21 protein-coding genes are annotated in these 25,731 nt (G+C 65.9%); 14 read left to right on the forward strand and 7 right to left on the reverse strand.

Translation table 11 applies throughout. The annotated features are described in order from the left end of the window. The first annotated feature begins 76 nt into the window (after positions 1-76). The 6 genes from ACQR10_RS03640 (at position 77) to ACQR10_RS03665 (ending at position 8,574) form a co-directional block, all read left to right on the forward strand. The gene (locus ACQR10_RS03640) at positions 77-1,231 is read left to right on the forward strand and encodes a glycosyltransferase (protein ID WP_315800651.1); all 1,155 of its coding nucleotides are present in this window, start codon (positions 77-79) and stop codon (positions 1,229-1,231) included. Between the two features lie 26 nt (positions 1,232-1,257). Beyond that, the gene (locus tag ACQR10_RS03645) at positions 1,258-3,528 is read left to right on the forward strand and encodes an exopolysaccharide transport family protein (RefSeq protein WP_316215554.1); all 2,271 of its coding nucleotides are present in this window, start codon (positions 1,258-1,260) and stop codon (positions 3,526-3,528) included. Further along, complete coding sequence (locus ACQR10_RS03650; RefSeq protein ID WP_315800649.1) at positions 3,525-4,682, forward strand: glycosyltransferase; 1,158 nt, start codon at positions 3,525-3,527, stop codon at positions 4,680-4,682. Before ACQR10_RS03645 ends, ACQR10_RS03650 begins: the two co-directional genes overlap by 4 nt. A gap of 181 nt (positions 4,683-4,863) precedes the next feature. Continuing rightward, the gene (locus ACQR10_RS03655) at positions 4,864-6,384 is read left to right on the forward strand and encodes a lipid II flippase MurJ (RefSeq protein WP_316215555.1); all 1,521 of its coding nucleotides are present in this window, start codon (positions 4,864-4,866) and stop codon (positions 6,382-6,384) included. After that, entirely contained in the window at positions 6,381-7,403 is a 1,023-nt protein-coding gene (locus ACQR10_RS03660; RefSeq protein ID WP_434848430.1) for a polysaccharide deacetylase family protein, read from the forward strand. The genes ACQR10_RS03655 and ACQR10_RS03660 overlap by 4 nt, the downstream gene beginning before the upstream one ends. Continuing rightward, positions 7,396-8,574 (forward strand): glycosyltransferase, encoded by a 1,179-nt coding sequence (locus ACQR10_RS03665; protein WP_434848431.1) that lies wholly within the window; start codon positions 7,396-7,398, stop codon positions 8,572-8,574. Before ACQR10_RS03660 ends, ACQR10_RS03665 begins: the two co-directional genes overlap by 8 nt. Here the strand turns inward: ACQR10_RS03665 and ACQR10_RS03670 are convergent, their stop codons facing one another. Continuing rightward, the gene (locus tag ACQR10_RS03670) at positions 8,575-9,759 is read right to left on the reverse strand and encodes a glycosyltransferase family 4 protein (RefSeq protein ID WP_434848432.1); all 1,185 of its coding nucleotides are present in this window, start codon (positions 9,757-9,759) and stop codon (positions 8,575-8,577) included. Between the two features lie 147 nt (positions 9,760-9,906). On the opposite strand from ACQR10_RS03670, the gene ACQR10_RS03675 reads away from it, so the two are divergent. The 4 genes from ACQR10_RS03675 (at position 9,907) to ipdC (ending at position 14,358) form a co-directional block, all read left to right on the forward strand. After that, the gene (locus tag ACQR10_RS03675) at positions 9,907-11,127 is read left to right on the forward strand and encodes a hypothetical protein (RefSeq protein ID WP_434848437.1); all 1,221 of its coding nucleotides are present in this window, start codon (positions 9,907-9,909) and stop codon (positions 11,125-11,127) included. Between the two features lie 192 nt (positions 11,128-11,319). Beyond that, complete coding sequence (locus tag ACQR10_RS03680) at positions 11,320-12,231, forward strand: acyl-CoA acyltransferase (RefSeq protein WP_434848433.1); 912 nt, start codon at positions 11,320-11,322, stop codon at positions 12,229-12,231. Between the two features lie 141 nt (positions 12,232-12,372). Continuing rightward, entirely contained in the window at positions 12,373-12,564 is a 192-nt protein-coding gene (locus ACQR10_RS03685) for a hypothetical protein (RefSeq protein ID WP_315800643.1), read from the forward strand. 156 nt (positions 12,565-12,720) lie between these two features. Next, positions 12,721-14,358, forward strand: coding sequence for an indolepyruvate/phenylpyruvate decarboxylase (ipdC, locus tag ACQR10_RS03690; RefSeq protein WP_315800642.1), 1,638 nt, complete (start codon positions 12,721-12,723; stop codon positions 14,356-14,358). 35 nt (positions 14,359-14,393) lie between these two features. Here the strand turns inward: ipdC and ACQR10_RS03695 are convergent, their stop codons facing one another. Then, positions 14,394-15,545, reverse strand: coding sequence for a hypothetical protein (locus ACQR10_RS03695; protein WP_315800641.1), 1,152 nt, complete (start codon positions 15,543-15,545; stop codon positions 14,394-14,396). A 314-nt stretch (positions 15,546-15,859) separates the two neighbouring features. On the opposite strand from ACQR10_RS03695, the gene ACQR10_RS03700 reads away from it, so the two are divergent. Further along, positions 15,860-16,465: a helix-turn-helix transcriptional regulator gene (locus ACQR10_RS03700; RefSeq protein WP_315800640.1), complete on the forward strand. Its 606-nt coding sequence runs from the start codon at positions 15,860-15,862 to the stop codon at positions 16,463-16,465. Between the two features lie 128 nt (positions 16,466-16,593). Here ACQR10_RS03700 and ACQR10_RS03705 read toward each other — a convergent pair whose 3' ends face one another. The 5 genes from ACQR10_RS03705 to ACQR10_RS03725 all read right to left on the reverse strand — a co-directional run bounded on the left by ACQR10_RS03705 (position 16,594) and on the right by ACQR10_RS03725 (position 21,534). Continuing rightward, the gene (locus ACQR10_RS03705) at positions 16,594-16,839 is read right to left on the reverse strand and encodes a hypothetical protein (protein ID WP_006614403.1); all 246 of its coding nucleotides are present in this window, start codon (positions 16,837-16,839) and stop codon (positions 16,594-16,596) included. A 246-nt stretch (positions 16,840-17,085) separates the two neighbouring features. After that, the gene (locus tag ACQR10_RS03710) at positions 17,086-19,641 is read right to left on the reverse strand and encodes a hybrid sensor histidine kinase/response regulator (RefSeq protein ID WP_315800639.1); all 2,556 of its coding nucleotides are present in this window, start codon (positions 19,639-19,641) and stop codon (positions 17,086-17,088) included. Continuing rightward, a complete protein-coding gene (locus tag ACQR10_RS03715; protein WP_434848434.1) occupies positions 19,638-19,961 on the reverse strand; it encodes a response regulator in 324 nt (107 codons plus the stop codon). The genes ACQR10_RS03710 and ACQR10_RS03715 overlap by 4 nt, the downstream gene beginning before the upstream one ends. 223 nt (positions 19,962-20,184) lie before the next feature. Next, complete coding sequence (locus tag ACQR10_RS03720; protein WP_008968243.1) at positions 20,185-20,574, reverse strand: response regulator; 390 nt, start codon at positions 20,572-20,574, stop codon at positions 20,185-20,187. A 237-nt stretch (positions 20,575-20,811) separates the two neighbouring features. Beyond that, positions 20,812-21,534: a Crp/Fnr family transcriptional regulator gene (locus ACQR10_RS03725; protein ID WP_315800638.1), complete on the reverse strand. Its 723-nt coding sequence runs from the start codon at positions 21,532-21,534 to the stop codon at positions 20,812-20,814. Positions 21,535-22,203: 669 nt separating this feature from the next. Between ACQR10_RS03725 and ACQR10_RS03730 the strand changes: the two genes are divergently transcribed. From ACQR10_RS03730 to flbT, 3 genes are all read left to right on the forward strand, one after another. Then, positions 22,204-22,953: a histidine kinase dimerization/phospho-acceptor domain-containing protein gene (locus ACQR10_RS03730; RefSeq protein WP_316180410.1), complete on the forward strand. Its 750-nt coding sequence runs from the start codon at positions 22,204-22,206 to the stop codon at positions 22,951-22,953. Between the two features lie 297 nt (positions 22,954-23,250). Next, positions 23,251-24,798: a flagellin gene (locus ACQR10_RS03735; protein WP_315800636.1), complete on the forward strand. Its 1,548-nt coding sequence runs from the start codon at positions 23,251-23,253 to the stop codon at positions 24,796-24,798. A gap of 216 nt (positions 24,799-25,014) precedes the next feature. Then, positions 25,015-25,410 (forward strand): flagellar biosynthesis repressor FlbT, encoded by a 396-nt coding sequence (gene flbT, locus ACQR10_RS03740; RefSeq protein ID WP_315716969.1) that lies wholly within the window; start codon positions 25,015-25,017, stop codon positions 25,408-25,410. Positions 25,411-25,731 lie beyond the last annotated feature (321 nt).

A 25,731-nucleotide genomic window follows, 5' to 3' on the forward strand; every position in this document is an offset into this window, starting at 1 on the left:
GTTTAGGATTGGGTTTGTGCGCGTGAACGTCTCCCTTAAGGGTTTTATTAAATACCCCGGGAATTGGGAGAGTGCGATGCGCGTCGCGATCGTCCACGATTGGCTTTACGTTCTCGGCGGCGCCGAGAAGGTCCTTCAGGAGATCCTGCGCTGCTATCCCGGCGCCGACGTCTTCACGCTGTTCGACCTGCTGCGTCCCGAGGACCGCGCCAAGCTGGGATTCGAGACGTCGCACACCAGCTTCCTGCAGAAGATGCCGCTGTTGCGGAAGTATCACCGCTCCTATCTGCCGCTGATGCCGCTCGCGATCGAGCAGCTCGACCTGTCGAGCTACGACCTGGTGATCTCCTCGAGCTGCGCGGTGGCCAAGGGCGTTCTGACCGGGCCGGAGCAGCTGCACATCGCCTATGTGCATTCGCCGATGCGCTATGCCTGGGATCTGCAGCACCAGTATCTGCAGGAGAGCGGCTACGCCACCGGCGTCAAGGGCCTGATCGCCCGCGCTTTGCTGCACAAGATGCGAATCTGGGACGCCCGCACCGCGCACGGCCCCGACGCCATCTTCACCAATTCGCAGTTCGTCGCCCGCCGCATCAAGAAGATCTACGGCCGCGACGCCAAGGTGATCTACCCGCCGGTGACGATCGCGCAGCGCGCGGCGATCCTCCCGGTCGGCAACCACTTCCTCGCCGCGAGCCGGCTGGTGCCCTACAAGCGCATCGAGCCGATCGTGCGCGCCTTCAACACCATGCCGGACCTCGAGCTGGTCGTGGCCGGTGACGGTCCGGAAGCCGCGCGGCTCAAGGCGATCGCGGGGCCGAACGTGAAGTTTGCCGGCTTCGTGCCCGACAAGCAGTTGCGCGACCTCATGACCACCGCCCGCGCCTTCGTGTTCGCGGCGGAGGAGGATTTCGGCATCATTCCGGTCGAGGCGCAGTCCGAAGGCGCACCGGTGCTGGCGCTCGGCCGCGGCGGTGCGCGCGAGTCGATCCTCACCACGGGGCCGCGCCCGACGGGCATGTTCTTCGAGTCGCCCGAGCCCGAGGCGATCGCGTCTTGCGTGCGTGCGTTCGCGGCCAAGGAGAAGTCGATCTCGCGTCTCGATTGCCGCCAGCGCGCCGGCTTCTTCTCGGCCGAGCGTTTCCGCAGCCAGTTCGTCGCGGCGGTCAACGAGGAGATCGACAGTTTCCGTGCGGGACATCAGGGCCGCGCGACGCGGCTGATTGCGTAGTGTTGGATGTGGCGCGGGTGCAGATCATGAGGCAGGCGGCTCTTGGCGAGGCCTTGTCCGGCATTGACGCCGTCGCCCGGATCTGGCGCCGCCGCGGCGTGTTCGCCATCGTGGCCGGCGCCATCCTCGCGCTCGCCGTGGCCGCACTCGTGCTGCTGCCGGTGCGCTATCTCGCCACCGCTTCGGTGATCATCGCCGAGCAGGAGCCGGGTGCCAACACCTCGGCGGCGTGGGCGCAGAAGATCGGCGATCCCGCCGACATGGAAAGCCAGCTCCTGGTGATCCGCTCGCCGCGCCTGCTGCGTCAGATCATGTCGTCGCCCGGCGTGGTCGACGCCGTGGTCGGCGAATGCGAGCGCGGCCGTCTCACGGGTTCAGCCGATGCGTGCCAGCGCCTGAAGACCGATCCGGGCGCGTTCATCGATCATGTCGACAGCCGCTTCAGCATCGCCTCGGCCGGCCGCTCGCGCGTCATCAACATCTCCTATCAGTCGAGCAGTCCCGAGGTTGCGAAGACGCTCGCCAACGCGTTGACGCAGACCTTTCTCGAGGACCAGCGCACCGAAGGCGCCAACAGCCGCGAGGTCGCGAGCTCCTGGCTCTGGAAGGAATTGAAGCAGCTCGACCAGCAACTGCGTGAGGCCGACGACAAGATCCAGAAGTTCCGCCGCATCAAGGGTCTGATGCGTGGCGCCAATGCGCCGATCTCCTCGGAGCGGCTGACCAGCATCGGCCAGCAGCTGTCGCAGGCGGAGGCCGCGCGCGCCGACGCTGCCGCGCGGCTGCAGGAGATCAAGTCGGAGCAGGAGCGCGGGCCGACCGACGCCCCGTCGGTGCTGCAGAGCCGCACCATCGCCGACCTCAAGCAGCAACTGACGACCGTGAGCGCGCAGCTCGCCAGCGCGACCGGCGTGCTCGGGCCGAAGCATCCCTCGATCCTGGCGCTGACGCGCGAGCAGGCGATCATCCAGCAGCGGCTGGTCGCAGAGATGCAGAGCATCGCGGCGAGCGCGCAGAAGACGTACGATGCCAACACCGCGCTGGTGGCCTCGCTGAAGAAGCAGATGGACGCGGCGAAGGCCGAGGCCGGCTCGGCCACGCTGGACGAGGCCTCCATCGAGAGCATGGTGCGCGACACCGAGATCAAGCGCCAGCAATATGCCGAGCTCTACAAGAAAGCGAGCGAGCTCGAGACCGAACGGCGCGTCCTGCGCGGCAGCACGCGTCTCGTCAGCCTCGCTGAGCTGCCGAGCAAGCCGTTCTTCCCGAAGAAGATCCCCTTCCTCGCCGCCGGCATGACGCTCGCGTTGATCTTCGGTGTCGGCGCTGCGCTGCTCGCCGATAAGCTCGGCGCGCGCCTGATCAGCCCGCCCGTGCCCGTCGCTCCGGAAGCGCCGGCCGGGCAGGTCGAGACGTCCGCTGTCGACGAGGCTCCCGCCATCGTCCCTGAATTGGCCGAGCGTGTGACCGCACCGGAGGCGGCGAAGCCACCGGCATCGCCCGAACGAGGGTCTCATCTCCCGAGCGTCGCCGACGTTTCGATCCTGGCCTGCCTGCCGCGCCTGAAGAGTCTGCGTGAGATGTCGGCGCTCGGCGCCATCCTGCAGGGCCATCAACCGCTGGCGATCCCGCGCGTCTTGCGCCTCGCCTCCGAGGACGCTGATTTTCAGCACACGCTGCATGAGCTCGTCCACGAACTCGGTTTGAAGCGGTCCGCCCGATCGCAGCGCATCGTCGTGACCTCTCCTGATGCAGCAGATGGCAAGACGACCACGACCTGTGCGCTGGCAGAGCACCTCGCGGCCGCAGGCCGGCGCGTGCTGGTCGTCGAGTGCGACGTCTCGCATCCCGCCTTTGCCGAGATCATGGCGCTGCCGGCAGACCCCGGATGGGTCGGCGCGCTGGAGCGCGGGACGCCGCTCCGGTACATGGTTCTGCCCACCGCGCATCCCTCGCTCGACGTGCTGCCGGTTGGTGAGGCGACCGGTCCGGTCGGCGACATTCTCGACGCGATCAGCCTCGACGGTCTCCTCGCTGGTCTCGATGGCTATGATGCCGTGATCGTCGACACACCATTGCCGTCGCAACGGAACGACTTCCTTGCCGGTACGGACTGGGCGATCGTCTGCGTTCGCAGCGACCGGTCGTTGATCGAGCCGGCGGTCGCGACGGTGAACAGGAGCAGGGCGCTCGGAGCCCGCGATGTCGGCATCGTCGTCACCATGACCGACGTCGAGCACCGCAGCGCGCCTGTGGTCCAGACCGCGCCCGTGGCAGCCTACGCCGGAGCCGGGTGATGTCGACCGAGCGTGTCCTGTTCGTCGATCATACCGGGCAGATCGGCGGCGCCGAGCTGATCCTGCTCGATGTCGTCCAGGGCCGCAGGGATTCCGCGGTGTTCCTGTTCGAGCCGGGCCCGCTCGGCAAGGCGCTGGCTGAGCGTCGCATGCCGGTCATCACGTCGCGCTGGGGCCGCGGCCTGGGGCAGTTCAGACGCGACAGTTCGTGGCTCAAGGCGCTGCCGCTGTTCGGCAGACTCGCGGCGATCACCGCGGAGCTCGCGCATGTCGCACGCAAGCATGACGTCCTCTATGCCAATTCGCAGAAGGCCTTTGTCCTGTCGGCCATCGCCAACATCGCGGCACGGCGGCCATTGATCTGGCATCTGCACGACATCATCAGCCCGGCTCATTTCGGCGTGCTGCAGCGTCGCATGCAGATCTTTCTCGCCAACCGCTTTGCGGCGAAGGTCGTCGTCCCCTCCGAAGCCGCCGCAGCCGCCTTCATCGCGGCCGGAGGTCGACGCTCTCTCGTCGAGGTCGTGCCCAATGGTCTCGCCGTCGAACCCGTGCCGGCGTCGCGCCAGGAGCTGAGGCAGCGGCTCGGCCTGCCGTCGGGACCGCTGGTCGGCGTGTTCAGCCGGCTCGCGCGGTGGAAGGGACAGCATGTTCTGATCGAGGCGCTGGCCGATTTGCCGGGCGTGCACGGTGTCATCGTTGGCGACGCATTGTTCGGCGAGCAGGACTACGCGGCTGAGCTGAGACGGCTCGTTGCCGATCTCGGCCTCGGCGACCGCGTTCATTTCCTGGGACATCGCAGCGACGTGCCGCTGCTGATGCAGGCGATGGACGCGATGGTGCATCCGTCGATCGATCCCGAGCCGTTCGGCCGCACCCTGGTCGAAGCGATGCTCGCCGGCGTGCCGGTGATTGCCACTGACGCCGGCGCTGCGCCGGACATCCTCGAACATGGCCGGGCCGGTCTGCTCGTGCCGCCAGGTGATGCGCGTGCGCTGTCCGAGGCTTTGGACGCGGTGCTGGCTGAACCCGAGATCCTCGCGCCACAGCTCGACTACGCGTCGCGCCGCGCGCGCACCCACTACAGTCTTGCACGCATGCTGGACTCGATCGGGCTTCTGATCCGCAATGTCGGCGCGGGAGCGGCGGTGTGAGCACGATCGCTGCATCTGCCCCGTCCTCCGAGCGGTGTACGGTCGATCTCGTCGCAGACTGCGATTCGCTCGGCCCGACCCTCGCCATTCTCGCGCCAGTGCTGCCGTGGCCGAAACTGCTCGAGGACGGACAAGTCCCTGCGCGGTGGATAGGGCCGCAGGCCGTATCGGAGGGGGTCGCATGAGCGCCTCCGGTCCTTCGCTCAAGCGCTTCAGTGCGCTGCTGATCAGCGGTGCGCTGGCCAGCAAGATGCTCGGCTTCGGTCGCGAGGTGCTGATGGCGCATGTGCTGGGCGCCTCGCTCGTCGCCGACGGCTTCCGCGCCGCCATGGCGGCCGTGCTCATCCCGCTCGCGTTCCTGCAGAACGAGAGCGTGCCGGCGATCATGATCCCGATGCATCGCGAGGCGCTGCAGCGGCCTGATGCCGCGCGCAGCCTCGGTGCGCTGACGATCGTCATTGCCGTCGTCTCGAGCCTAGTGACCGCGATCATCCTGCTGCTCGGTGAGCTCTGGGTGAACGCCGTCGTCGGCGGCTTCTCGGCGGAGGGGCGCGAGCTCACCTTGCACTTCGTGCGGATGATGGCGTTCGGCATGCCGGCCTCGGCGGTGCTCAACGTGCTTGCCGCCGGCGAGATCGCGCTCGGCCGCACGCGGTTGACCAATGTCCGTGCCAGCCTGCTCAACGTCGCGGTGATCGGCGGCATCGGCCTGCTGGTTCTGACCGGCGACGCCTACATGCTCGCCTGCGCCTTCACCGTTGCTTTCAATGGCCTCGCCGCCTGGGGTCTGTTCACGCTCTGGCGCGACGGCGCGCTGAGCGTCTCCGGCCTGACCGCCGGCATGGTGATCGAGAAGGGGTTCGAATTCTTCCGCCGGCTGCGCGTCCTGCTGGCGTTGCCGCTGGCGGAGCAGGGCAACGTCTGGATCGAGCGCTTCACGGCATCGCGGCTGACGACCGGCGCCGTTGCGTCGCTGGACTACGCGCGCTCGCTGACCGAGAGCGCGCTGCTGCTGATCAGCCAGCCGCTCGGCATGGCGGTGCTGTCGCAGCACGCCCCGCGCGATCCGCGCGCGCAGACCGAGGCGCTGCTGCGGCCGCTGCTCGCGCTGACCTTGCCGGCCTCGGCGTTCCTGCTGGTCTTCTCGACCGACATCGTCCGCTTGATCTATTTCCGCGGCGCGTTCGGCGACGAGGCCCTGCTGCTGACCTCGCATGCGCTCAAGGGCATCGCCTGCGGCGTCTGGGCTGCGACCCTCGGCTGGATCCTGATCCGTCTGCTCAATGGCGCGGGGCGCAACGGCGTCGCTGCGGTCATCATCGTCTCGGCCTATCTCGCCAACATGGGCTTCAACCTGCTGATGCCGCTGTTCGATCCGTCGCCGGCGGCCGGCATGCAGCTGCTCGGCGTTGGCGAAGCGATCCGCAGCCTCGTGCTGCTGTCGGGCGTGGTGTTCGTGCTCGGCGATGCGCGAAAGCTCCTGCTCGTGATCGGCCTGGCCCTGCTGCCGACCGCATTGATGGTCGTGCTCGGCCTGATGATTCAGACTTCCGTGCCGGGCCTGCTGCCGCGCCTGTTCGCCGGCGGATTAGCGTATCTGCTCTGCCTGGCCTTTGCGATCGGCATCCTGCTGCCGGCCGTGGTGGGCACGGCGCTCCGTCATGTTCGTCGTACGTTCAAGATGAAGGGAGAGCTGAGTTGACCCTGCTGGCCCTCGCTGCCGCCAAGGCGATGATGGCATCCGGTGCCTTCGTCCTTCCTGTCGCCAAGGCCGTCGATCGTGTGCTCGGCCCGCGCGGCTGCTGTTTGACGTTCCATCGCACCGCGCCGGCAGAGCAGTGGGAGCGTCTGCCCAATCGCGACTTCTACGTCGATGTCGACTTTCTCAATCGCTTCCTCGGCTATGTCCTCGACCAGGGTTGGGATATCGTGACAATCAGCGAGGCGCTCCGCCGGGCTGCAAGCGCCGAGCCGTCCGGCCGCTACGTCAACTTCTCGATCGACGACTGCTACCGCGATACGTGCGAGCTGCTGGTGCCGGTGTTCCGCAGGCACAAGGTGCCGGTGACGCTGTTCGTGACGACCGGGATTCCCGACGGCACCTTGCCGCTGTGGGCCGCTGGCCTGGAGGATGCGCTGCGGCACAGGGGCCATGTCACGGTCGACGATGAGAGGATCGCGCTGTCGAGCGACGAGCAGCGCCGCGCGGTGTTCGCGCAGGTCGCCTCGCGCTGGGATGGCCCGCAGGCCGCGGATCGTTACGCCGCGTTCTGTGCCGCCAACGCCATCGACATCGAGGCGATGCATTGGAAACATGCGATCTCCTGGGACATGCTGGAGGCGCTGACAGCCGATCCCCTGGTCGAGATCGGAGCTCACACCGTCTCGCATGCGCGCATCTCGTCGCTGTCTCCGGAAGCCGCCCTGCACGAGATGGCCGGCGCGCGGCTGCGGCTGAACGAGCGGCTCGGCATCGACGTCCGGCACTTCGCGTTTCCCTACGGGCGCGCCGCCGATTGCGGACCGCGGGACTTTGCGCTGGCGCGGCAGGCCGGATTTGCCAGTGCTGCCACCACCCGCAAGGGCCTCGTCAAAGCCGGGCAGGATGCGTTCTCGATTCCGCGTAACACCATGAATGGCGCGCATCGGACGCTGGCGGCGATGGAGCTGCATCTCACGGGCTTCAGCGGGACTGCAGCGAAGGTGATGGGCCGTGTCTAGCAGGGGACGCTTGCGGATCGTCTCGATTGCGCATCCGGCCACCAGCAGCGAGGCCGGCCGGCTGCGCTACCGCCATCTCGCGTCCCGGCCCGACGTCGAGCTGCATCTCGTGGTGCCCGAAGTGTGGAAGGAGTTCGGCCGCACCATCACCGCGGCTCACTCCAACGAAGGGTTTCCCATCCATCGCCTCCCGATCCGGCTCCCCGATGCGGGTCCGATGAAATGGTACCTGCACTTCTATCCGGCGCTGCGCCGCCTTTTGCGCGAGCTCGATCCCGACGTGATTCACCTTTGGGAGGAGCCCTGGAGCATCGTCGCGCTGCAGGCGCAGATGCTGCGCGGCCGTGCGGCGCTCGTGCTCGAGGTCGACCAGAACATCCTGAAACGGCTGCCGCCACCATTCGAGGCGATCCGCAAATTCGTCCTCGGCCGCACCGCTCATATCCTGTCACGCAGTCCCGATGCGGCCGAGGTCGTGAGGGCGTGTGGCTACACGGGGCCGGTGACGCCGATCGGTTATGGCGTCGATCTTACGACCTTCATGCCGGCGGATGATCGATCGAATGCGACGGCCTGCTCGCCGCTGCGGCTCGGCTATGTCGGCCGGCTGGTGATCGAGAAGGGACTCGACGATGCGCTCGAAGCGCTCGCGCTCAGCAAGTCGGCGGCGACGCTGAGCATCATGGGCGAAGGTCCGCACGAGCCGCATCTCCGCCGGCGCGTCGCCGAACTTGGCTTGGTCGGGCGCGTCACCATCCAGGGCTGGGCTGCACCCGCTGCGGTCGCGGCTTTTCTGCGCGGCCTGGACGCATTGCTGCTGCTGACGCGCACCACGGACGCGGTGCGCGAGCAGTTCGGCCGGGTGATCATCGAGGCCCAGGCCTGTGCCATCCCGGTGATCGGATCGACCTGCGGAGCGATTCCGGATGTCGTCGGCGACGGCGGCTGGATCGTGCCGGAGCGGGACCCCGGCAGCCTGTGTCGGCTCATCGATGAGCTCAGCGGCCGGCGGGCGGAGCTCGCCGTTCGCAGTGAGGCGGCCCGCGCGAACGTGCTCCGGCGCTTCACCTATGAAGCGGTCGCGGCGGCGATTGAAACGGCATGCCGTGCGGCGCATCAGTCGAGAGCCGCATCCGGCCTCGCCCGCCAACAGCGGCTGCAGACGAATTAGCTAGGCCTTCACCGGCAGCGCCATCGCTGCGCGGCCAGGCTGTCGCTTGGCGGCATCGATCTGCTTGAGCAGTTCGATGTATTGCAGTCCGATCTGGTCCCAGCCATAGGTCTGCGCGGTCGCCCGGGCGCCGTCCTGCAGCCGGCGCATCAGCGCGGGATCGGCGAAGACGGAAGCGAGCTTGGCAGCGATATCGACGGCATCGGCCGTGATGCGGAAGCCGTTGACGCCGTCGTGCAGATAATCCTCGATGCCGCCGACCGGCGTTGCGAACACTGGCACTCCGCAGGCCATGGCCTCCATGCAGACCAGCGAGAAGGTCTCATAGCTCGTGGGGAGCACGAAGGCGTCGGCCGCCGAGTACAGCGCGGGCATGTCCGAGCGTGAGCCAGCGAAGATCAGTCGTTCCTGGGCGTTGCGCGTCAGCCTGCGGTAGGGCGCGGGATTGTCCGAGCCGACGACCAGCAGCCAGACGTCGTCGCCGAGCCGATCGAGCGCGCCGATCGCATGCGCCAGTCCCTTGCGGTTGAATTCGTGGCCGGCGAATAGCAGCAGGCGCGCATTGTCCGGGATGCCGAACTCACGCCGGATCGCCTGGCCGCTGGCGGTGTCGCGCTTGAAGCGCGCGAGATCAATGCCGTTGGAGATGACGTGGATGCGGGCGGCCGGCACGCGGAAGAAGCGCTGCAGCTCCGCGGTGACGCGGGAGGACACCGCCACGAACGCCCGATACCGCAGGCCTCCGATCATGAACCGATCGCGTAGCGCGACCCACAGATGCATCGGGTTGAGCATCCAGCGCCAGCTGCCGGCGGCGCGCTTCTCGGCCAGGCTCTGCGCATTGACCGCATGCACGATCAGCACGTCGCCCTTGAGACTGTCGCCGTGGCTGACGACGACGGCGTCGGGGTGCCGCGCCAGCGCCCGTGTCGCGGCCAGGGTGAACAGCGGCACGACAATGGCGCGGCCGATGTGCCGGAACAGTCCGCGCGTCGGAATCCGCGCCAGCCACGGCGCGACGCGCTCGACTCTGATCGTGTGTTCGAGATTGTCCGTGACGGTGCTTGCGAGCACGACGTTCGATAAACCATTCCGGCCGAAAACGCGCGCCAGCTCGATAGCGACGGTTTCCACGCCGCCGGCATTGCTTATCTCTTGAACGACCTGGACGATCTCAAACGTCATAACGGACATCTAAGGGATCAGACATTGCGACTTCGTTCCAATCTGCTGGTCATTAGCACAGCCCTTTTAACGTTTTTCACGTCGCCATGGCCGAGCGCTGTCCGCGCAGGCGAAACGAACGCCTCGGCACTGCGGATCGACGAGCGCATCGGCGGCGGCAATCTGGTCACGCATCTGGCCGGCAGGAGCAAGCAGATCTATCAGGCGCTGCACGGCGTTGGTGCCAGGATGGGGCGAATGGACTCCTATGGCTGGCGGACGCTGGTGCGGCTGCCGACACCGCACGATTTCGATGCCGCCATGCTGGAAGCGCACAAGAACGGTATCATGCCGCTGATCCTGCTGGAGTATGAAGGCAGCTATCAGAGCCTCGATCCACCGCAGCCGATCGGGTCCTATCAGGACTGGTTCGCGGCTGGGCAGGCGATGGCAAGACGTTTCCGTCCCGGTGGCGCTTGGGGCCGCGAAAACGGTATTCCCGATTGGGGTGCTACGGTCTTCACCGCAATCAACGAGCCCGATGTGCAGGCCACGATTCCGCGCCAGGACTATCACGACGCGCTGGCCGGACTTGCCGACGGTGTTCACAGCGTCGACCCCAAGCTGCGGGTGGTTCCCGGAGGCTTCGCCACCTGCAACTCGCATGGCGATGCGACGTTGCGCGGCTACGGTCCGGCGATCGCCGATCTGCTTGAGGACGGCCGTCTCGACGGCATCGACCTGCATACCTACTACAATGACAAATGGTATCCGATGACCCACGGCCGCGAGTTCTCGGTGCAGACCTGCTTCGACCGCATCAAGCGGGCGATGGGGCTGAGCCGCGACATCAACTTCTACGCCACCGAGTTCAACGTCGCGCGCGCCGGCGCGTGGGACAGCGAGCCGGACGCGGCGAGATTGTTTCTCAATGCGATCTGGGACCAGCTCGCGGTGGTCGGCAAGGACGGCCGCTCGCCGGTATCCGTGCTGGCGTTTCCGTGGAATCTTGGCGACACGCCCGATGTCGACGGCCTGGCCTATGCGATGGCGACGGGCAAGGATCCCTGGACCCCGGAGGCGCGCAGCCTCGTGGTGAAGACGGTGCTGCAGCTCGCCGGCCACATGAAGATCGTGTCCATCGACCGGCGGCTGGCGCTGTACACGCTGCGCGGAGCCGACGCCGATCTGATCGTGTGGCAGAACATTGCCGGCTGGACCGACCAGCCGGGGCGCGCGGTCGAGCTCGAACTGCCGACATGGACGCGCAGCCTCGAGGTCTGGGGCTGGGATGGCCTGAAGCGCCGGATCGCGGCGAAGCCCGGCCGTTTCTTCGTCGACGGCCTCAATGCCGATGAAACCTACATGTTTCGCGTGCCGCGGCCGTGAGCGGCGGCCACCAATTGCGATGATGATGTCGACGGTGATCGAAGCAGGGGGTGTGTGTTGCGCATTCCGTTAACTGAAAAGTAAGGCCAGCACGACGTGGTTCACTACCGCCAAAGCTTTTTACGATAATTGCCGCCGTGACGATCCCGCCGCGCGACGGGTGGTGCTGGATCTCTCTCGGGTGATGCTGGAATGCAGCCAATCAAGAAGGCTGAGATTGCGAACGACAGGCCGGCCCACGCGCAGGCCGTGACCGGCGTTCGCATCCGGGAGATCGGCGCGGCGGATCTGCCGGCGGTTGCCGCACTGCTGACGCGCGGATTCGCCTTTCGCAGTGAAGCCTATTGGTTGCGCGGACTCGAACGCCACGCGGCGCGCCCGCGGCCGGCCGGCTATCCGGCGTTCGGCTATTGTCTCGACCATGGCGGGGTCCCCGTCGGCGTCATCCTGCTGCTGTTCTCCGCGCTCCGCATCGGCGGTGAGCCGATCGTCAGGGCCAATGTCTCGAGCTGGTATGTCGAGCCGGCGTTCCGTGCCTTCAGCTCGATGCTGGTGCGCGCGGCGACGCGCGACAAGACGGTGACCTATTTCAACATCACGCCGGCCCCGCACACCTGGCCGCAGGTCGAGGCTCAGGGCTTTTCGGTCTACTGCAAGGGACAGGTCTATGCCGCGCTGGCGCTGTCACGACCGCGCCCGGATGTCCGTGTCGATGAATTCTCCGCGGACAATCTGCACGGGCTATCTCCCGACGAGGCCGAGCTGTTGCGGCAGCATGCGGAGTGGGGATGTCTCAGTCTCGTCGCGCGTGCGGCCGATGCGGCGTATCCGTTCGTGTTTCAGAAGCACCGGGTGATGAATGCGCTGCCGGTGTATCGCCTGCTGTATTGCCGGGATGTCGCCGACCTCGTGCGGCTGGCAGGCAACATCGGCTGGCTGCTGCTGCGGCGCGGCGGCCTGCTGGTGCGGCTCGATGCCAATGCGCCCATCGCAGGGCTGGCCGGCTGGTACTCGGACAAGCGCGGACGCAAATACGCCAAAGGGCCGCATCCGCCGCGTCTCGGCGATCTCGCCTTTACCGAGGCCGCGCTGTTCGACGGCTGAGAGGTGGCAATCGATTGGTTTGCGCGGTCCCGCTGCGGAGGCCGGGATACTGGCTCGCGTGGACCATGGGACCGATGTGACGGCACGCACAGTCTGGGCTTCCGGCATGCGCCATCCTCCTGGCAACGGAGGAGGTCATCCATGTCTTACGTTTTCGAACTCGCGCTGGCGGCGATGCTGCTGTTCTTCCTGTTCCTGCCGATCACCGATCGCAGGACGGTCATGATGAAGCTCTGCATGATCATGACAGTCGCCATCCTGTTCACGGTTACGCTTGCCATGCCGCATGGCGGCGCACCCTCCGCCCAGGCCCTGCTGCTGACGGCGAACTGATGCGGCGCGGGTGAGCTTGGGCCTTGGCGCTCCCTCATGAAGTTTGGACGAGGCGATCCGGACGGCATGGCTCGCCGACCGAGCGGCGGGTGGTTGGCAGTCCGGCCCTCATCGTGTAGCACCGGCTGAACGTCACGCTACGCTCAGGGGATCCGGATGCCTGCTCTTGCCCATGCGCTGCTTGCCGCCCTGAAGGACCACGGCGCCCGCGAGATCTTCGGCATTCCCGGCGACTTCGTGCTGCCGCTGTTCAAGGTCATCGAGGAGAGCAACATCCTGCCGAGCGTCACGCTGAGCCATGAGCCGGCGGTCGGCTTCGCGGCGGATGCGGCGGCGCGCTATCATGGCGGCCTCGGCGTCGCCGTCGTCACCTATGGCGCCGGCGCCTTCAACGTCGTGAACGCGGTCGCCGGCGCCTATGCCGAACGCTCGCCGGTCGTGGTGATCGCGGGCGCGCCCGGTGCGCGTGAGCGCGTCTCCGGCTTCCTGCTGCATCATCAGGCCCGCACCGTCGACACGCAGCTCGCGGTGTTCAAGGAGATCACCTGCGATCAGGCGGTGCTGAGCGATCCGGCCACGGCGCCGGCGCAGATCGCGCGCGTGCTGCGCAGCGCCAAGGAGATGTCGCTGCCGGTGTATCTCGAATTTCCGCGCGACATGGTCGATGCCGAGGTCGAGCCGGTGGCGCCGCTGCCGCCACGGCGGGCCAGCCGCGAGGCGCTCGACGAGTGCGTCGAGGAGATCCTCGCCCGCATCGCGCAGGCAGAGCGTCCCGTGATCGTCGTCGACGTCGAAATCCGCCGCTACGGCGTCGAGGACAGGATCGCCGCGCTGGCGCGCAAGCTCCGCCTGCCGCTCGTGACGACCTTCATGGGTCGCGGCCTGCTCGACAGGGCCGACGATGTCGTCGCCGGCACCTATCTCGGCGCCGCGGGCAATCCGGCGATCACGGAGCTGGTCGAGAATGCCGATCTTGTGCTTATGCTCGGCGTCATCCTCTCGGACACCAATTTCGCGCTGTCGAACCGGGCGCCGGACCCGCGCCGCATGATCCTGGCCGCCAGCCGCGAGGTCCAGATCGGCCATCACACCTATCGCGACATGCCGCTCGGCGATCTGATCGATGCGCTGGACGAGCGCGCGGCACCGCAGGCTGCGGCTCCCGGTCTGCCGCGGCAGCGCTCGGCGTATCCGCGTGGCCTGGCTGCCGATGGCGCGCCGATCGCGCCTTCGGACATCGCGACCGCGATCAACGACATGTTCGATCGCCATGGCCGGATGCCGATGACCTCCGATATCGGCGACTGCCTGTTCACGGCGATGGAGATCGACAACACGGCGCTGGCAGCGCCGGGCTACTACGCCGGGATGGGCTTCGGCGTGCCGGCCGGCATCGGCGTGGCCGCGACCGGGCTTCGTCCGCTGATCCTGGTTGGCGACGGCGCGTTCCAGATGACCGGATGGGAGCTCGGCAATTGCCGCCGCTACGGCCTCGATCCGATCGTCGTGCTGTTCAACAATTGCAGCTGGGAGATGCTGCGCGTGTTCCAGCCGGAGTCGCGGTTCAACGATCTCGACGACTGGCACTATGCCGATATCGCCAATTCCATCGGCGGCACGGGCGAGCGCGTCGCCACCCGCGGCGAACTGGTCGCCGCGCTGGAGCGCGCGGTGCATCGTCGGGGACGGTTCTCGCTGATCGAAGTGATGCTGCCGCGCGGCAAGACCTCGGACACGCTGGCGCGCTTCGTGGCGGGCTTCAAGTCGGCGCGGGAGCGTATGGCGCAGGGCTGAGGATCGGTCCAGGGGCCGCTTCGAACGCGCGGCCGTCAACCGGTTGCCGACCGCAGCACCGTCTTGATCGCATCGCGGCCCTTCCAGGCGAAATAGGTGAGGCGGCCGCCGAACGTGCGATGGCTGCGCAGCCTGTTCGAGCCGAGCACGTGTCCGACCTCTTCGGGGAAGCGCTTGACCTCGGCCTGTACCATCTTGTCGGTATTGGCCATGATGGCGTTCAGGCGCGTCCCCCAGTCCGAGTCCTCGATGCGATCGATGCGGACCTGGATCGCATATTCGATGTCATAGATGCTGGTCAGGATTTCCTTGGCGGTCACGACGCGGTTGTTCTTCAGCGCGATCCGGAGCGCGAGCCGCTTGTCCTCCAGCTGGTCGAGCACCATCGGCACGGTCATCGCGTAGGGTGCCGCGATGACGTCGGCGATGTTCTTCGAACGCGCCGCCTTCGTCGCCAGCCGCATCACCTGCCACGGCTCCTTCAGACGCTTGGCGACGAGCGTCAACGCAAAGGGCACGGCTTCCGGCTGCTTCTTGCGCAGCGCATCGAGCAGCAGCACCATCTTCTTCACCTGCGGATCGTCGAACTCCGCGATCCGGTCCGGCAACGAATCGGCGAACTTTGCAAGTTCCTCACGGGCGCGCAGCGCCTTCATCAGCTTCACGACGTCGTCGAACACCGACGGCGATGCCGTATAGGCCTTCAGCTTGCTGCGGACCTGCTCGATGCCTTCGGCGCGCGCCAGCGTGCCTTCCAGCGACTTCGTCACCTTGGTCTGGAACGCGCTCGCCGTCTGGCGGATCTCGCGCTGCTTGTCCGCGGCGATGAGGTCCTTCATCTGTGCGTTGTAGTCGCGCGCCATGGTCGGCAGCAGATCGCGCGAGATCCATTCCCAGATCGGCGTGAGGGAGCCGCGGGCAATGCGGCCCTCATTGGCATGCTCCGGCGATCCGTCGATGAGAAGCTGCTCGACCGGCATGAAGAAGTAGCGCGACGGATTGATGGTGCGGTGGCCGCCGGCGCCGTTGTTGTTGCGGATCTCGGCGCGCAGCCGCGCCTGGAGGTCGGCGGATCCCGGCATGTCGACGCCGCTCAGCTCCAGCCGTTCGAGCTCGCTGAGCAGACAGCTTCGTGTCAGCGGTGACAACCGCTGCAGGAATTCCCAGATCCGGTCGACCGGTCCCATTGGCGTCAGGCTGTCAGCTACATGTCAAGGTCGCTCGTCTCCACGGACGGGCACGGAACGCATGGAAGCACGAAACAGTTGGTGCGAAATTAATGTCAGTAAACAATCGTAGGAATGCGCGGCGTCTTGGACAGGCGCCGCCGCGCACGCCGGGGACGGTCTTCCGAAGCCCGGCATCGCGCACCGGCTTAACTATTTCGGCTTGCAACTTTCGGGAGAAATTATCGACGGTTGCGCGAGTTGCCGGAGAAGCCCGTATTGCTACGGGTAGTAGAATTAACCATGTTAAAGTCGCTGTGGCGCCAGAATGAGGCATGGCACAGCTGAACAACAGCCTATCCGACGATCACGTCGCACCTGCTCCCGGCGGCCTGGAGGTTAACGACCCGGGCCTCCCGGCGCCCCGGTTGCGCGCCCCGGCCCCGCTTGCGGTGGGACAGCAGGACGACCGGGGCACGCTCGCCTTGGCTCGTCAACTGAACGGTTCGCTGACCGCGCTGATGCTCTACATGGAGGAGATCAAGCAGCGCAGTGACGAGATTGCCAGGACGCCCGGCGAGCGCCGGCATGTCCAGGTGGTCGTCGACAATGCGCTGCTACAGACCGAGCGGGTCTGCGCCCTGGTCAACCAGATGTCCGGCGCGCACGGGCAGTTCGGACCGTTGTCGCGGGCGGTGCCGGCTCACGAGCAGGGCGCGGCGTCCGCGCGACCGCCCGGCCGGGCCAGCAAGTCGCTGACCCCGCGCGAACACGAGGTCCTCAAGCTGATCAGCGAAGGCCATTCGAACAAGGAGGGCGCCTTGCGCATGGGCATCAGCCCCCGCACCTTCGAGAGCCATCGCGCCGAAGCCATGCGCAAGGTCGGCGCGCGCAACACCGCCGAACTCGTCCGCGCAGCACTCCTCAACCAGATCGGATGACGACGGACGAGCGCGAATGCCGCGCTCGCGCCTTCCACCCCGCGGTGCCCCCGCAACGCAGACAACGACAATTGGCGTCCGACCGGCTCGGTCGAACGCGCTGATTGCGGACGCGGACGTCCGTGCTGTCAGAAATAATCCTCGGCGAAGGGGCGAACCCGGGAGGTCGGTCGCAGCGGCGCTTGGGCTTTGGGCGGCGTCGGCACAATCGTAATGGTCCAGCGCGGCGGGACGCTCGCTTCCTTTTCCATGACTGAACGGACGTGGCCGGTGATCGTGGATCCGCCGGATTTCACGGTCGCGGTCCGGCCGTTGAACTGCGCAATTCGGAAACGCCTGACTTCCTTCTGGTCGGCGGTTTCAAAAGTAAACATGGGACACATCTCCTATGTGACCCCAAGTCTGGCAGCTCATGATTAGTTGATTGTGAAAATCGTGAGCCGTAGAAGTACGGCGTCAACCCATTGTAAGGGAATATGAAGATCAGGTTCGGCGAATCCGCGTCGTGAACGTCTCGTTTGCCATCTCGATCGTCCGAGCCCGTCCTCGTCGCCGCGGTGCGCCGTACGGGGACGTCGCGCCGATCGGCATGCGCCATGGAGGCCTGCGGCCTCCCCGCTTCAATATTGCAGCTCCTGGGCGCGGGCGGCGGCGTAGGCGGCCTCGATGTTGTCGAGCAGCTCGGCATACTCCCTGGCGGACAGGCGCGGCGCGCTCTTCTCGAGCGCGAGTGCGTAGGTTGCGAGCCGGCGGTACCCGAAGGTGCCGGCTGCGCTCTTCAGCGAGTGCGCCTCGCGGCCGATCTTGATGCGCTCGCCGTCGAGCGTCAGCTGGCGGAGCTGCTTCAGCCGCGCATCCGTTTCGCTGAAGAACACGTCGCGGATCTCCTGTGCTGCCTCGTCGCCGATCTCGCCGACCAGCTCGGCATAGGCTTCGCGGTCCAGCGCAGCTTCGGGAGCAATTTCGGTGTCGGCGGCAACGTCGGCGGCCGCGGCATCCGGCTGAGCCGGCACCAGCGGGGCGTCCGACGCCGCGGTTTCCGGCACCGGCACCGGAACGGGCAGGGGCAGCACGCGCAGGATCGCCTCCACGAGCGCTTTCTTGCGGGCCGGCTTGACGACGAAGTCGTTCATCCCGGCTTCCCGGCAGGCTCGGATATCCTCCATGAAGGCGTTCGCCGTGAAGGCGATGATCGGCACGTTGGAGCGGCGCTCGCCACGTGCGCGAATGGTGCGGGTCGCCTGGAAGCCGTCCATCTCCGGCATGCGGACGTCCATCAGGATCAGGTCGTAGTTGAAGCGGCTGGCGGCGGTGACGGCCTCGGCGCCGTCGCAGGCCGTGTCGGTCTGGATGTCGAAATCCTTGAGCATCTTGGTCGCGACCAGGCGGTTGGTCGGATTGTCGTCGACCACGAGGACGCGCAGCGGCCGGCCGAACGCCGCGATCCGGTTCTGCAGCGAGGCGTAGATGCCGTCGTCGTTCTGCTCTGGCACCGCGACGGTCTCGGCAATCGGCAGCGTCAGGCGGAACGAGAACGTGGATCCGCTGCCCAGCGTCGAGGTGACCTTGATGTCACCCCCCATCTGCTCGATCAGTCGCTTGCAGATCGCGAGTCCGAGTCCGGAGCCGCCGAACCGGCGGCTGATCGAATTGTCGGCCTGGACGAAGTTCGCGAACAGCGAGCCGATCTTGTCGGCGGCAATGCCGATTCCGGTATCGGTCACCGTCCATTCCACGGTCGCCTTCTCGTCATCCTGCTCGATGCAGCGCGTCGTGACGACCACTTCGCCGGACGAGGTGAACTTGACCGCGTTGGAAACCAGGTTGAGCAGGATCTGGCGAATGCGGCCGGCGTCGCCGACCAGCGCCGGCGGCACGGATGGGTCGCCGACGCTCCTCAGCTTCAGGTCCTTGGCGGAAGCCCGCGGCCCGATGATGCTGAGCGTGTTGTGGACCAGGGCCTCGGCGGAGAAGGCGATGTCCTCGAGCGAGAGCTGGCCGGATTCGAGCTTGGAGAAGTCGAGAATGTCGTTGAGGATCTCGAGCAGATTGTCGCCGGCATTGTGGATCGCCACCACCGAGCGGCGCTGCTCGGGATCGAGATTGGTTTCCAGCAGCGTCGTGGCGAGGCCGAGCACCGCGTTCATCGGCGTGCGGATCTCGTGGCTCATCATGGCGACGAAGGTGGACTTCGCCGCGTTCGCGGCCTCGGCGGCCTCGATCAGGTGCTCGTGGCGTTCCCACCAGCGGGAGATCAGGACCGCGGCCGCGAGCACGGCCATCGCGCTCACCAGCGACACGATGACCAGAAGCGTCGCCATGTCACGCCAGGCCTTCAGGACGTCGTGCTCGAATACCGACACCACGATCATCGCGGGATAGTTGGGCAGCATCTTTGCGGCCCGCAGGCGCATCTCGCCGGTTCGTGCGGAGGGCTCGCGCAGCACGCCGCCGGCCGACAGCGCGCGCTGACCGAAGCCGGAGGTCGGCTTGCCGATCTCGCTCGTGGGCGGAAAATGCGCGAGCAGCGTACCGTCCTCGCGGACCAGCGATACCGCGGCATCGAGACCCTGCGCGGTGGAGCCGAAGAAGTTCTCCAGATAGGGTACGGACATGGCGCCGAGCATCATGCCCATGAACTTGCCATTGGAATCGTCGAGCCGGCGGGCAAAATAGATGTTCCAGGTGCCGTCGCCGCGGTTCTGAACCGGTGTGCTGAGGAACGTCTGCAGCGCAGGGTCGGCCTTCAGCGCCTTGAAGTAGTCGCGGTCGGCGATGTTGACGTCCGGGATCGGCCAGTAGCGCGAGAAGTTCAGGAGCCTGCCTTGTGCGTCGATCAGCGTCACCGCATCGATCTGCGGCAGTCCCGCGATTTTCTCCTTGAGCAGGAGGTGGGTCTGATGGTCTGACGCGACATTGCGATACGTCGCAGCGTCGATAGCGCCGCCGCGCACGAGGTAGTCGCGCACGCTCGTGAGCACGAGGTCGACGGACTTCACCGAACGGTCGGCGTTCTCCGCCAGCGTGAGGCTATGGCGGCTGAGATCTTCCTCGGCGTGCTGAAGCGCGTTCTCGCGCAGGTTGGTGAGGAAGAAGAGGTTGCTGCCGGCAATGACGCAGATGAGGATCAGCGCGATCGCTGCAGGCGCTCCCAGAAAGCGCTTCTTTTTGCTCATCGCCTGCTACCAGCCTGCCGCTCTGAAAGCCGCCGGCGATCGGTCTCCTGCGCGATCTGCTTGAGAGTTTGCCGGAACCGCTTCAGGTCGATCGGCGTCGAGAAGGGGGGAGCTATGTCGAGCTCAAGAACCTCGGTGCCGGAGCGGTCTCCCAGGGAGGGGTAAGGCGTGACGCAGTCGAAGTCCCTCTTGTGCAGGACGAGCGAGGCGGCGTCGACCGAGCTCACGCCCGTCGTGGCGAGGCCGGCCTGGGCTGCAATCTTTCGCAAGATGGAAAGATGCACGGCGGCATCTTCGATCACGAGGAGTTCGTTGCGCATGAATTCCCTGTCCCGTTGCCACCCTGACATGGTCATCGGCAAGCAGGATTACGTCTATCGGCCGGCTCTGACCCCCTCGTAAATTTTGGTTTCCGTACGACTACGGGGAGGGGGCGGCGATGTATGCGTCCTGCCGACGTCAACCGCGCGGAGTTCGTCCGCTAAAGAGAAAGCGGCCAGACACCGGTCCGGCCGCCGCGCAGGGCATTCAAAGGGAGTTCGGCTATTCGGCCGGGCCGAACACGGCTTCCATCTTGGTCTTGAGCGTCGCAGCATTGAACGGCTTGACGATGTAGTTGCTCACGCCGGCCTTCTTGGCGGCGATGACGTTCTCGGTCTTCGACTCGGCCGTGATCATGATGAACGGGGTCTTCGACAGTTCCGGGCTGGCACGCACCTCGCGCAGCAGGTCGTAGCCGGTCATCGGCTCCATGTTCCAGTCGGAGATCACGAGCCCATACTTCTTGGCCTGCATCTTGGAGAGCGCGGCCGATCCGTCGCTGGCGTCGTCGACGTTCTCGAATCCGAGCTGCTTCAGCAGGTTGCGGATGATCCGGATCATAGTGGCGTAGTCATCGACCACCAGGATCGGCATCGACAGATCAAAGGCCATGTCATTACTCCGCGCGTCTGGTCAAAAGCCGAACACGGGCGAGATATATCAGCACGAAGATTATTCGACGCTTCTTGGAACTCGCGCTCGTCAGCACGTCGACAATTATCAGCGCCCGTTGAACAGCGCGTTAATTCCGTCCGCATCGGTGATGGGGATCATGCGATGGGCCGTAGTTGTACGGAGGCAAGGGCGTTCGGCGAGGCGCCGGCGCGCGACGGCCGGAACGACGCCTGCCTACGGCAGGCTGCGCGGCCGGACCAGATTCTCGTAGTGAGCCTTCACGGCGCCGTAGCACTCACACGCCGTCCTCTTCAGCCCGTCCAGATCGATGATCTCGATATGGCCGCGGCTATAGTGGATGAAGTCGGCCTGCTGCAGCGTGCTCGCCACCAGCGAGACGCTGTTGCGACGGGCACCGATCATCTGCGCCAGGGACTCCTGGGTGATGTAGAGCTTGTTGCCGCCTGAAAGGTCATGCGTCTGCAGCAGGCAACGGGCGAGACGCGACTCGACGGTGTGGGCGGCGTTGCAACCGGCGGTCTGCTGACACTGCACGTAGATGGCGAGTGCGTGGCGCAACATCAGCGCGCGAAACGAGGGGCTCTGTTCGGCGGCTGCCCGGACCCTGTCGATGTCGACGACCGATGCAGCACCGGGAACGAGGACCGCCGCGCTGTTCAGCACCACCGGATCGCTGCCTGCGAGCAGGGACATGCTTCCGAAGAGACTATCGCGACCGATCATGGCCACCTGAACGCGCTCTCCGCGCGCGAGGTTCACGACCAGCGAGATGACACCGCGATGGGGGAAGTAGATGCGTGTCAGCTTTTCGCCGACCTCGGCGAGAACGGAGTCTTGCACCAGATCCACGGTCCGCAGATAGGGTCGGATCAGCTCGAAATCATCGTCGGACAGCGACGACAGGAAGCCGTTCGGAGAACGCAAGCTGGGGTCCAAAGCCATCTCCTGCATTGCAGTAACGAAGCCTCGCAGATCTCAATGCCCTCATGGTTCCATAGAACTGCGTCCCATCCGCTGACAAGAAGAATCGCGGGTAATATTCCCAGTAAAGACCATTCGCTCCTGCTGTGTGCGTTGTCGTGCAGACGGGCGCGAATGCGCGTTGCGGATTCAAGCCATCAACGTGTGTGCGATGTGCTGGTCTGACCGCGCGCGGTTGTATACAGTCGGCACGCATCGGCCCCCGCCTCGGCTCGTGAAGGCAGCGCAGCACGCTTGCGGCGAATGTCTCGTTGCTCCGGGCGCCGCAGCTCCGCCGGGCACGGCACCACGTAGCAAGCGCCGCAATTGACAGCGGACATCTTGAAGCCAAAATCGCTAATAAGCGCGCTGATTCGTTGACGGATCTTTTTCTGTCGGATGCAACTCTCGTCGCGAGTGGAGGCATCGGCCGGTGTCCTGCGACTGGCGGTGACGAGGTTGTCGTCATGGCAGGAGCAGGAGTCCGACTGATGCTGCATCCAGCCGGGGCGCGATCGATGGTCAGCGATGAGACTGAGCGCCAAGGCTGAGCGTCAAGACGAAGCTGAACATTGCAGCGGCGTCCGTTCATTTGCGTTCCGATAGCCCCGCCGTCCTCCCCCCCAAACAGGTATTGCAGGATTCATGGCTTCTTCCACCTACCAGCGGTCCAATCAGTCGCTGCCGAGCCCGAGCGCAGACATTCCGGCTGCAGCGACGCCCGACATCCATCCAGGGATGGCCATCGTCGGTCAGGTTGCCGGTGGCCTGCTGCACGACTTCAACAACATTCTCACCGTGATCACGGGGACCATCGACATCCTCGCCGAGGCGGTCGAGGACAAGCCCGAACTGGCGGCCGTCGCGCGTCTGATCGACGAGGCTGCGACCCGGGGCGCTCGATTGACGTCGCAGCTTCTGTCGTTCGCAAGGGGCCGGCCGCCGCAGCCATGTGCGGTGGAGTTGAACGAGCTCCTGGTCGACGTCGCTCGCCTGCTTCGTCCGACATTGGGCACCGGGGTCGAGGTGACGACATCGGTGAGCGCGGACGTGCCGGCCGTCTTCGCCGATCCGGGTCAGCTGATGGCGGCACTGCTGTGTCTTGCGATCGGTGCGCGGCATCGACTGGAGCATGGCGGCCGCATCGATATCCAGGCCAGGCGCATGAGGGTCGACGGCTCGGGCGCCGGCGGCAACTCCTCCGACGTGCAGATCGTGTTGACGGCGTCAGCGGGCGCGGCGGACGCGGCTCCAGCCGATGCGGTATTCTCGGAGATCCGGCTGGTCGAGGACTTCGTCAGGCGCTCGAATGGGCGACTGGAGCTCAAGGAGCCGCACGGCCCGGCCGCCAGCGTCGAGATCGTCCTCCCGTGCGCCGACCGCGCCCCCTCCTGACCTGCCACCCTTCCCCAAGCTCTTGGTTAGCGCTGCCTTAACGGTCGCACCGCGCATTGGCGTGGGCCGGCCGCAAGGCCTGCGTTTGCACGCCATTTTACCGCGAATTCCGGCGATCTGCGCGCATTTGATCGAGCTGATTAGCGGCCAATTAGCATTAACGGCGGCAGCGGACGCCCCGAGGGGCCGTTCCGAAGTCAATTTAACGAACGGGTAGGATTCCGCGGATCAGTCTGCGCCATCGCCGACAGAACGGTGCGGCGATGTCTACTCATGTTCATCCAGAAGGGAATGACAATGTCAGGTATCGTACTCTCTGCGTCGGTTCGCCAGAACCTGCTCTCGCTCCAGTCGACGGCTCAGCTCCTCGCGACCACGCAGAACAACCTCTCCACGGGCAAGAAGGTCAACTCGGCGCTCGACAATCCGACCAACTTCTTCACCGCCCAGGGTCTCGACAACCGCGCTTCCGACATCTCCAATCTGCTCGACGGCATCGGCAACGGCGTGCAGGTGCTGCAGGCCGCCAACACCGGCATCACCTCGCTGCAGAAGCTCGTCGACAGCGCCAAGTCGATCGCCAACCAGGTGCTGCAGAGCGCGGTGGGCTACTCCACCAAGTCGAGCGTGACCTCGGCGGCTCTGACCGGCGCGACCGCCACCGACCTGCTGGGCTCCAGCTCGACGGCGGTGACCGGCTCGGTCGTGCAGAACGACAACACGACGCCGGCGGCGATCACCGGCTCGACCAAGCTGTCGGGTACGTCGGGCAGCTCGTCGAACGATCTGTCCACCGGCATCACCTCGGGCGAGACGCTGGTCGTCAACGGCACCACCTTCACCTTCGTCACCGGCACGTCCTCGACCGGCACCAACATCGGCATTGGCGACAGCGTCAGCAATCTGCTCTCGGCGATCCAGACCCAGACCGGCGTCACCGCGTCGATCACCGCGGGTGCGATCACCCTGACGCCGCCGGCGTCCGGATTGACGCTCTCGGGCAGCACCGGCACCTTGGCCAAGCTCGGACTGACTGCCGTCGGCGATGGCCTATCCGGACAGACGTTGACTGTCGGCGCCACAGGAGGTGGCACGGCGACCAGCATCACGTTCGGCCTCGGGACAGGGCAGGTCAAGTCGCTGAACGATCTCAACGCCAAGCTCGCAGCCAACAACCTGCAGGCCACCGTTGACTCGTCCACCGGCAAGATCTCGATCACCACGACCAACGACGCGGCTTCGGCCACGATCGGCGCGATCGGTGGTACGGCGGCTGCTTCCAGCCAGTCCTTCAACGGCCTGACGGCGGCGGCTCCGGTGGCGGACGCGACTGCTCAGACGCAGCGCGCGAGCCTGGTCTCCCAGTACAACAACGTGCTGGCGCAGATCAACACGACCGCGGCTGACGCCTCGTTCAACGGCATCAACCTGCTGAACGGCGACACGCTGAAGCTGACCTTCAACGAAACCGGCAAGTCGACGCTGTCGATCACCGGTGTCACGTTCAACTCGGCGGGCCTCGGCCTCTCGACGTTGACCTCGGGCACCGACTTCCTCGACAACAACTCGGCGAACAAGGTCATCGGCGTGCTCAACTCGGCGAGCTCGACGCTGCGCAACGAGGCCTCGACGCTGGGTTCGAACCTCTCGGTCGTGCAGGTTCGTCAGGACTTCAACAAGAACCTGATCAACGTGCTGCAGACCGGTTCGTCGAACCTGACGCTGGCCGACACCAACGAGGAAGCGGCCAACAGCCAGGCGCTGTCGACCCGCCAGTCGATCGCGGTGTCCGCGCTGTCGCTCGCCAACCAGTCGCAGGCGAGCGTGCTGCAGCTGCTGCGCTAAGGCGCGGACGGCACCCACGAATATCGGAGGCGGCGGGGCTTGCCCCGCCGTTTTCGGCTCTAGACTATTCGCAAATTGACGCCGCTCGGCTGCGGCGCCGGATCAGCCGGGCAGCGAGCACGAGAGCAACGTCGTGTCGACGCGAGTGCAGCCTGCCGACGACGCCGCTCCCGAGAGGAGACTCCCGAGAGGAGCCTTCTGAGAGGAGACTGGGCCATGCCCCTGCGGGTCGAGCTGAAGCCTTTCGAGCGCATCGTGATCGGCGACAGCGTTATCGTGAATTCGAACACGCGCGCCCGCTTCATCGTCGAAGGCGACGCGCCTATCCTCCGCGAGCGCGACACCGTCACCGCCGAGACCGCCGATACGCCGGCCAAGCGCCTCTACCTCTGCGTCCAGACGATGTATCTGAAGAACGACGCGATCCGTTATCGCGCGTCCTATCTCGCCTGTATGAACGAGTTGCGCAGGGCGATTCCGGAAGCCGCCGGCCAAGCCGAGATGGTGGATCGCCATGTCACGGAAGGAGCGCTGTACAAGGCGCTGAAGGAGATCAGGGCGCTGATCGAGCGAGAGGATCGCGCAGTCGCGCCGGCAGAAGCGATGCCTTGACATTCCGGCCGCGGAAAGGTGCCGGGCTCACCTCAGCCTGAGAGGTCGGTGCTACGTCCGTATTAGCACGGACGATAAAATTAACGGGACGGATAAAAGCCCCACCTAACGATGGCTTGGACGAAAGTCTGTTCAGCCGAGTCGGCGAGGGCCGGGTATCGATCCGCGCTGCTGGTGAAGGCCGGGACCGACCGTCGCTCTGACAGGATCAGCGGTCGCCCCGTGACCGCGGCGCCAATTCTTGGAAGGCCAGTTTCATGGACGATCTGTTGCGTGAGTTCCTGACGGAGACCAGCGAGAGCCTGGATACCGTCGACAATC

This window comes from Bradyrhizobium sp. HKCCYLRH2060 (genome assembly GCF_051168135.1).
Classification (GTDB): domain Bacteria; phylum Pseudomonadota; class Alphaproteobacteria; order Rhizobiales; family Xanthobacteraceae; genus Bradyrhizobium.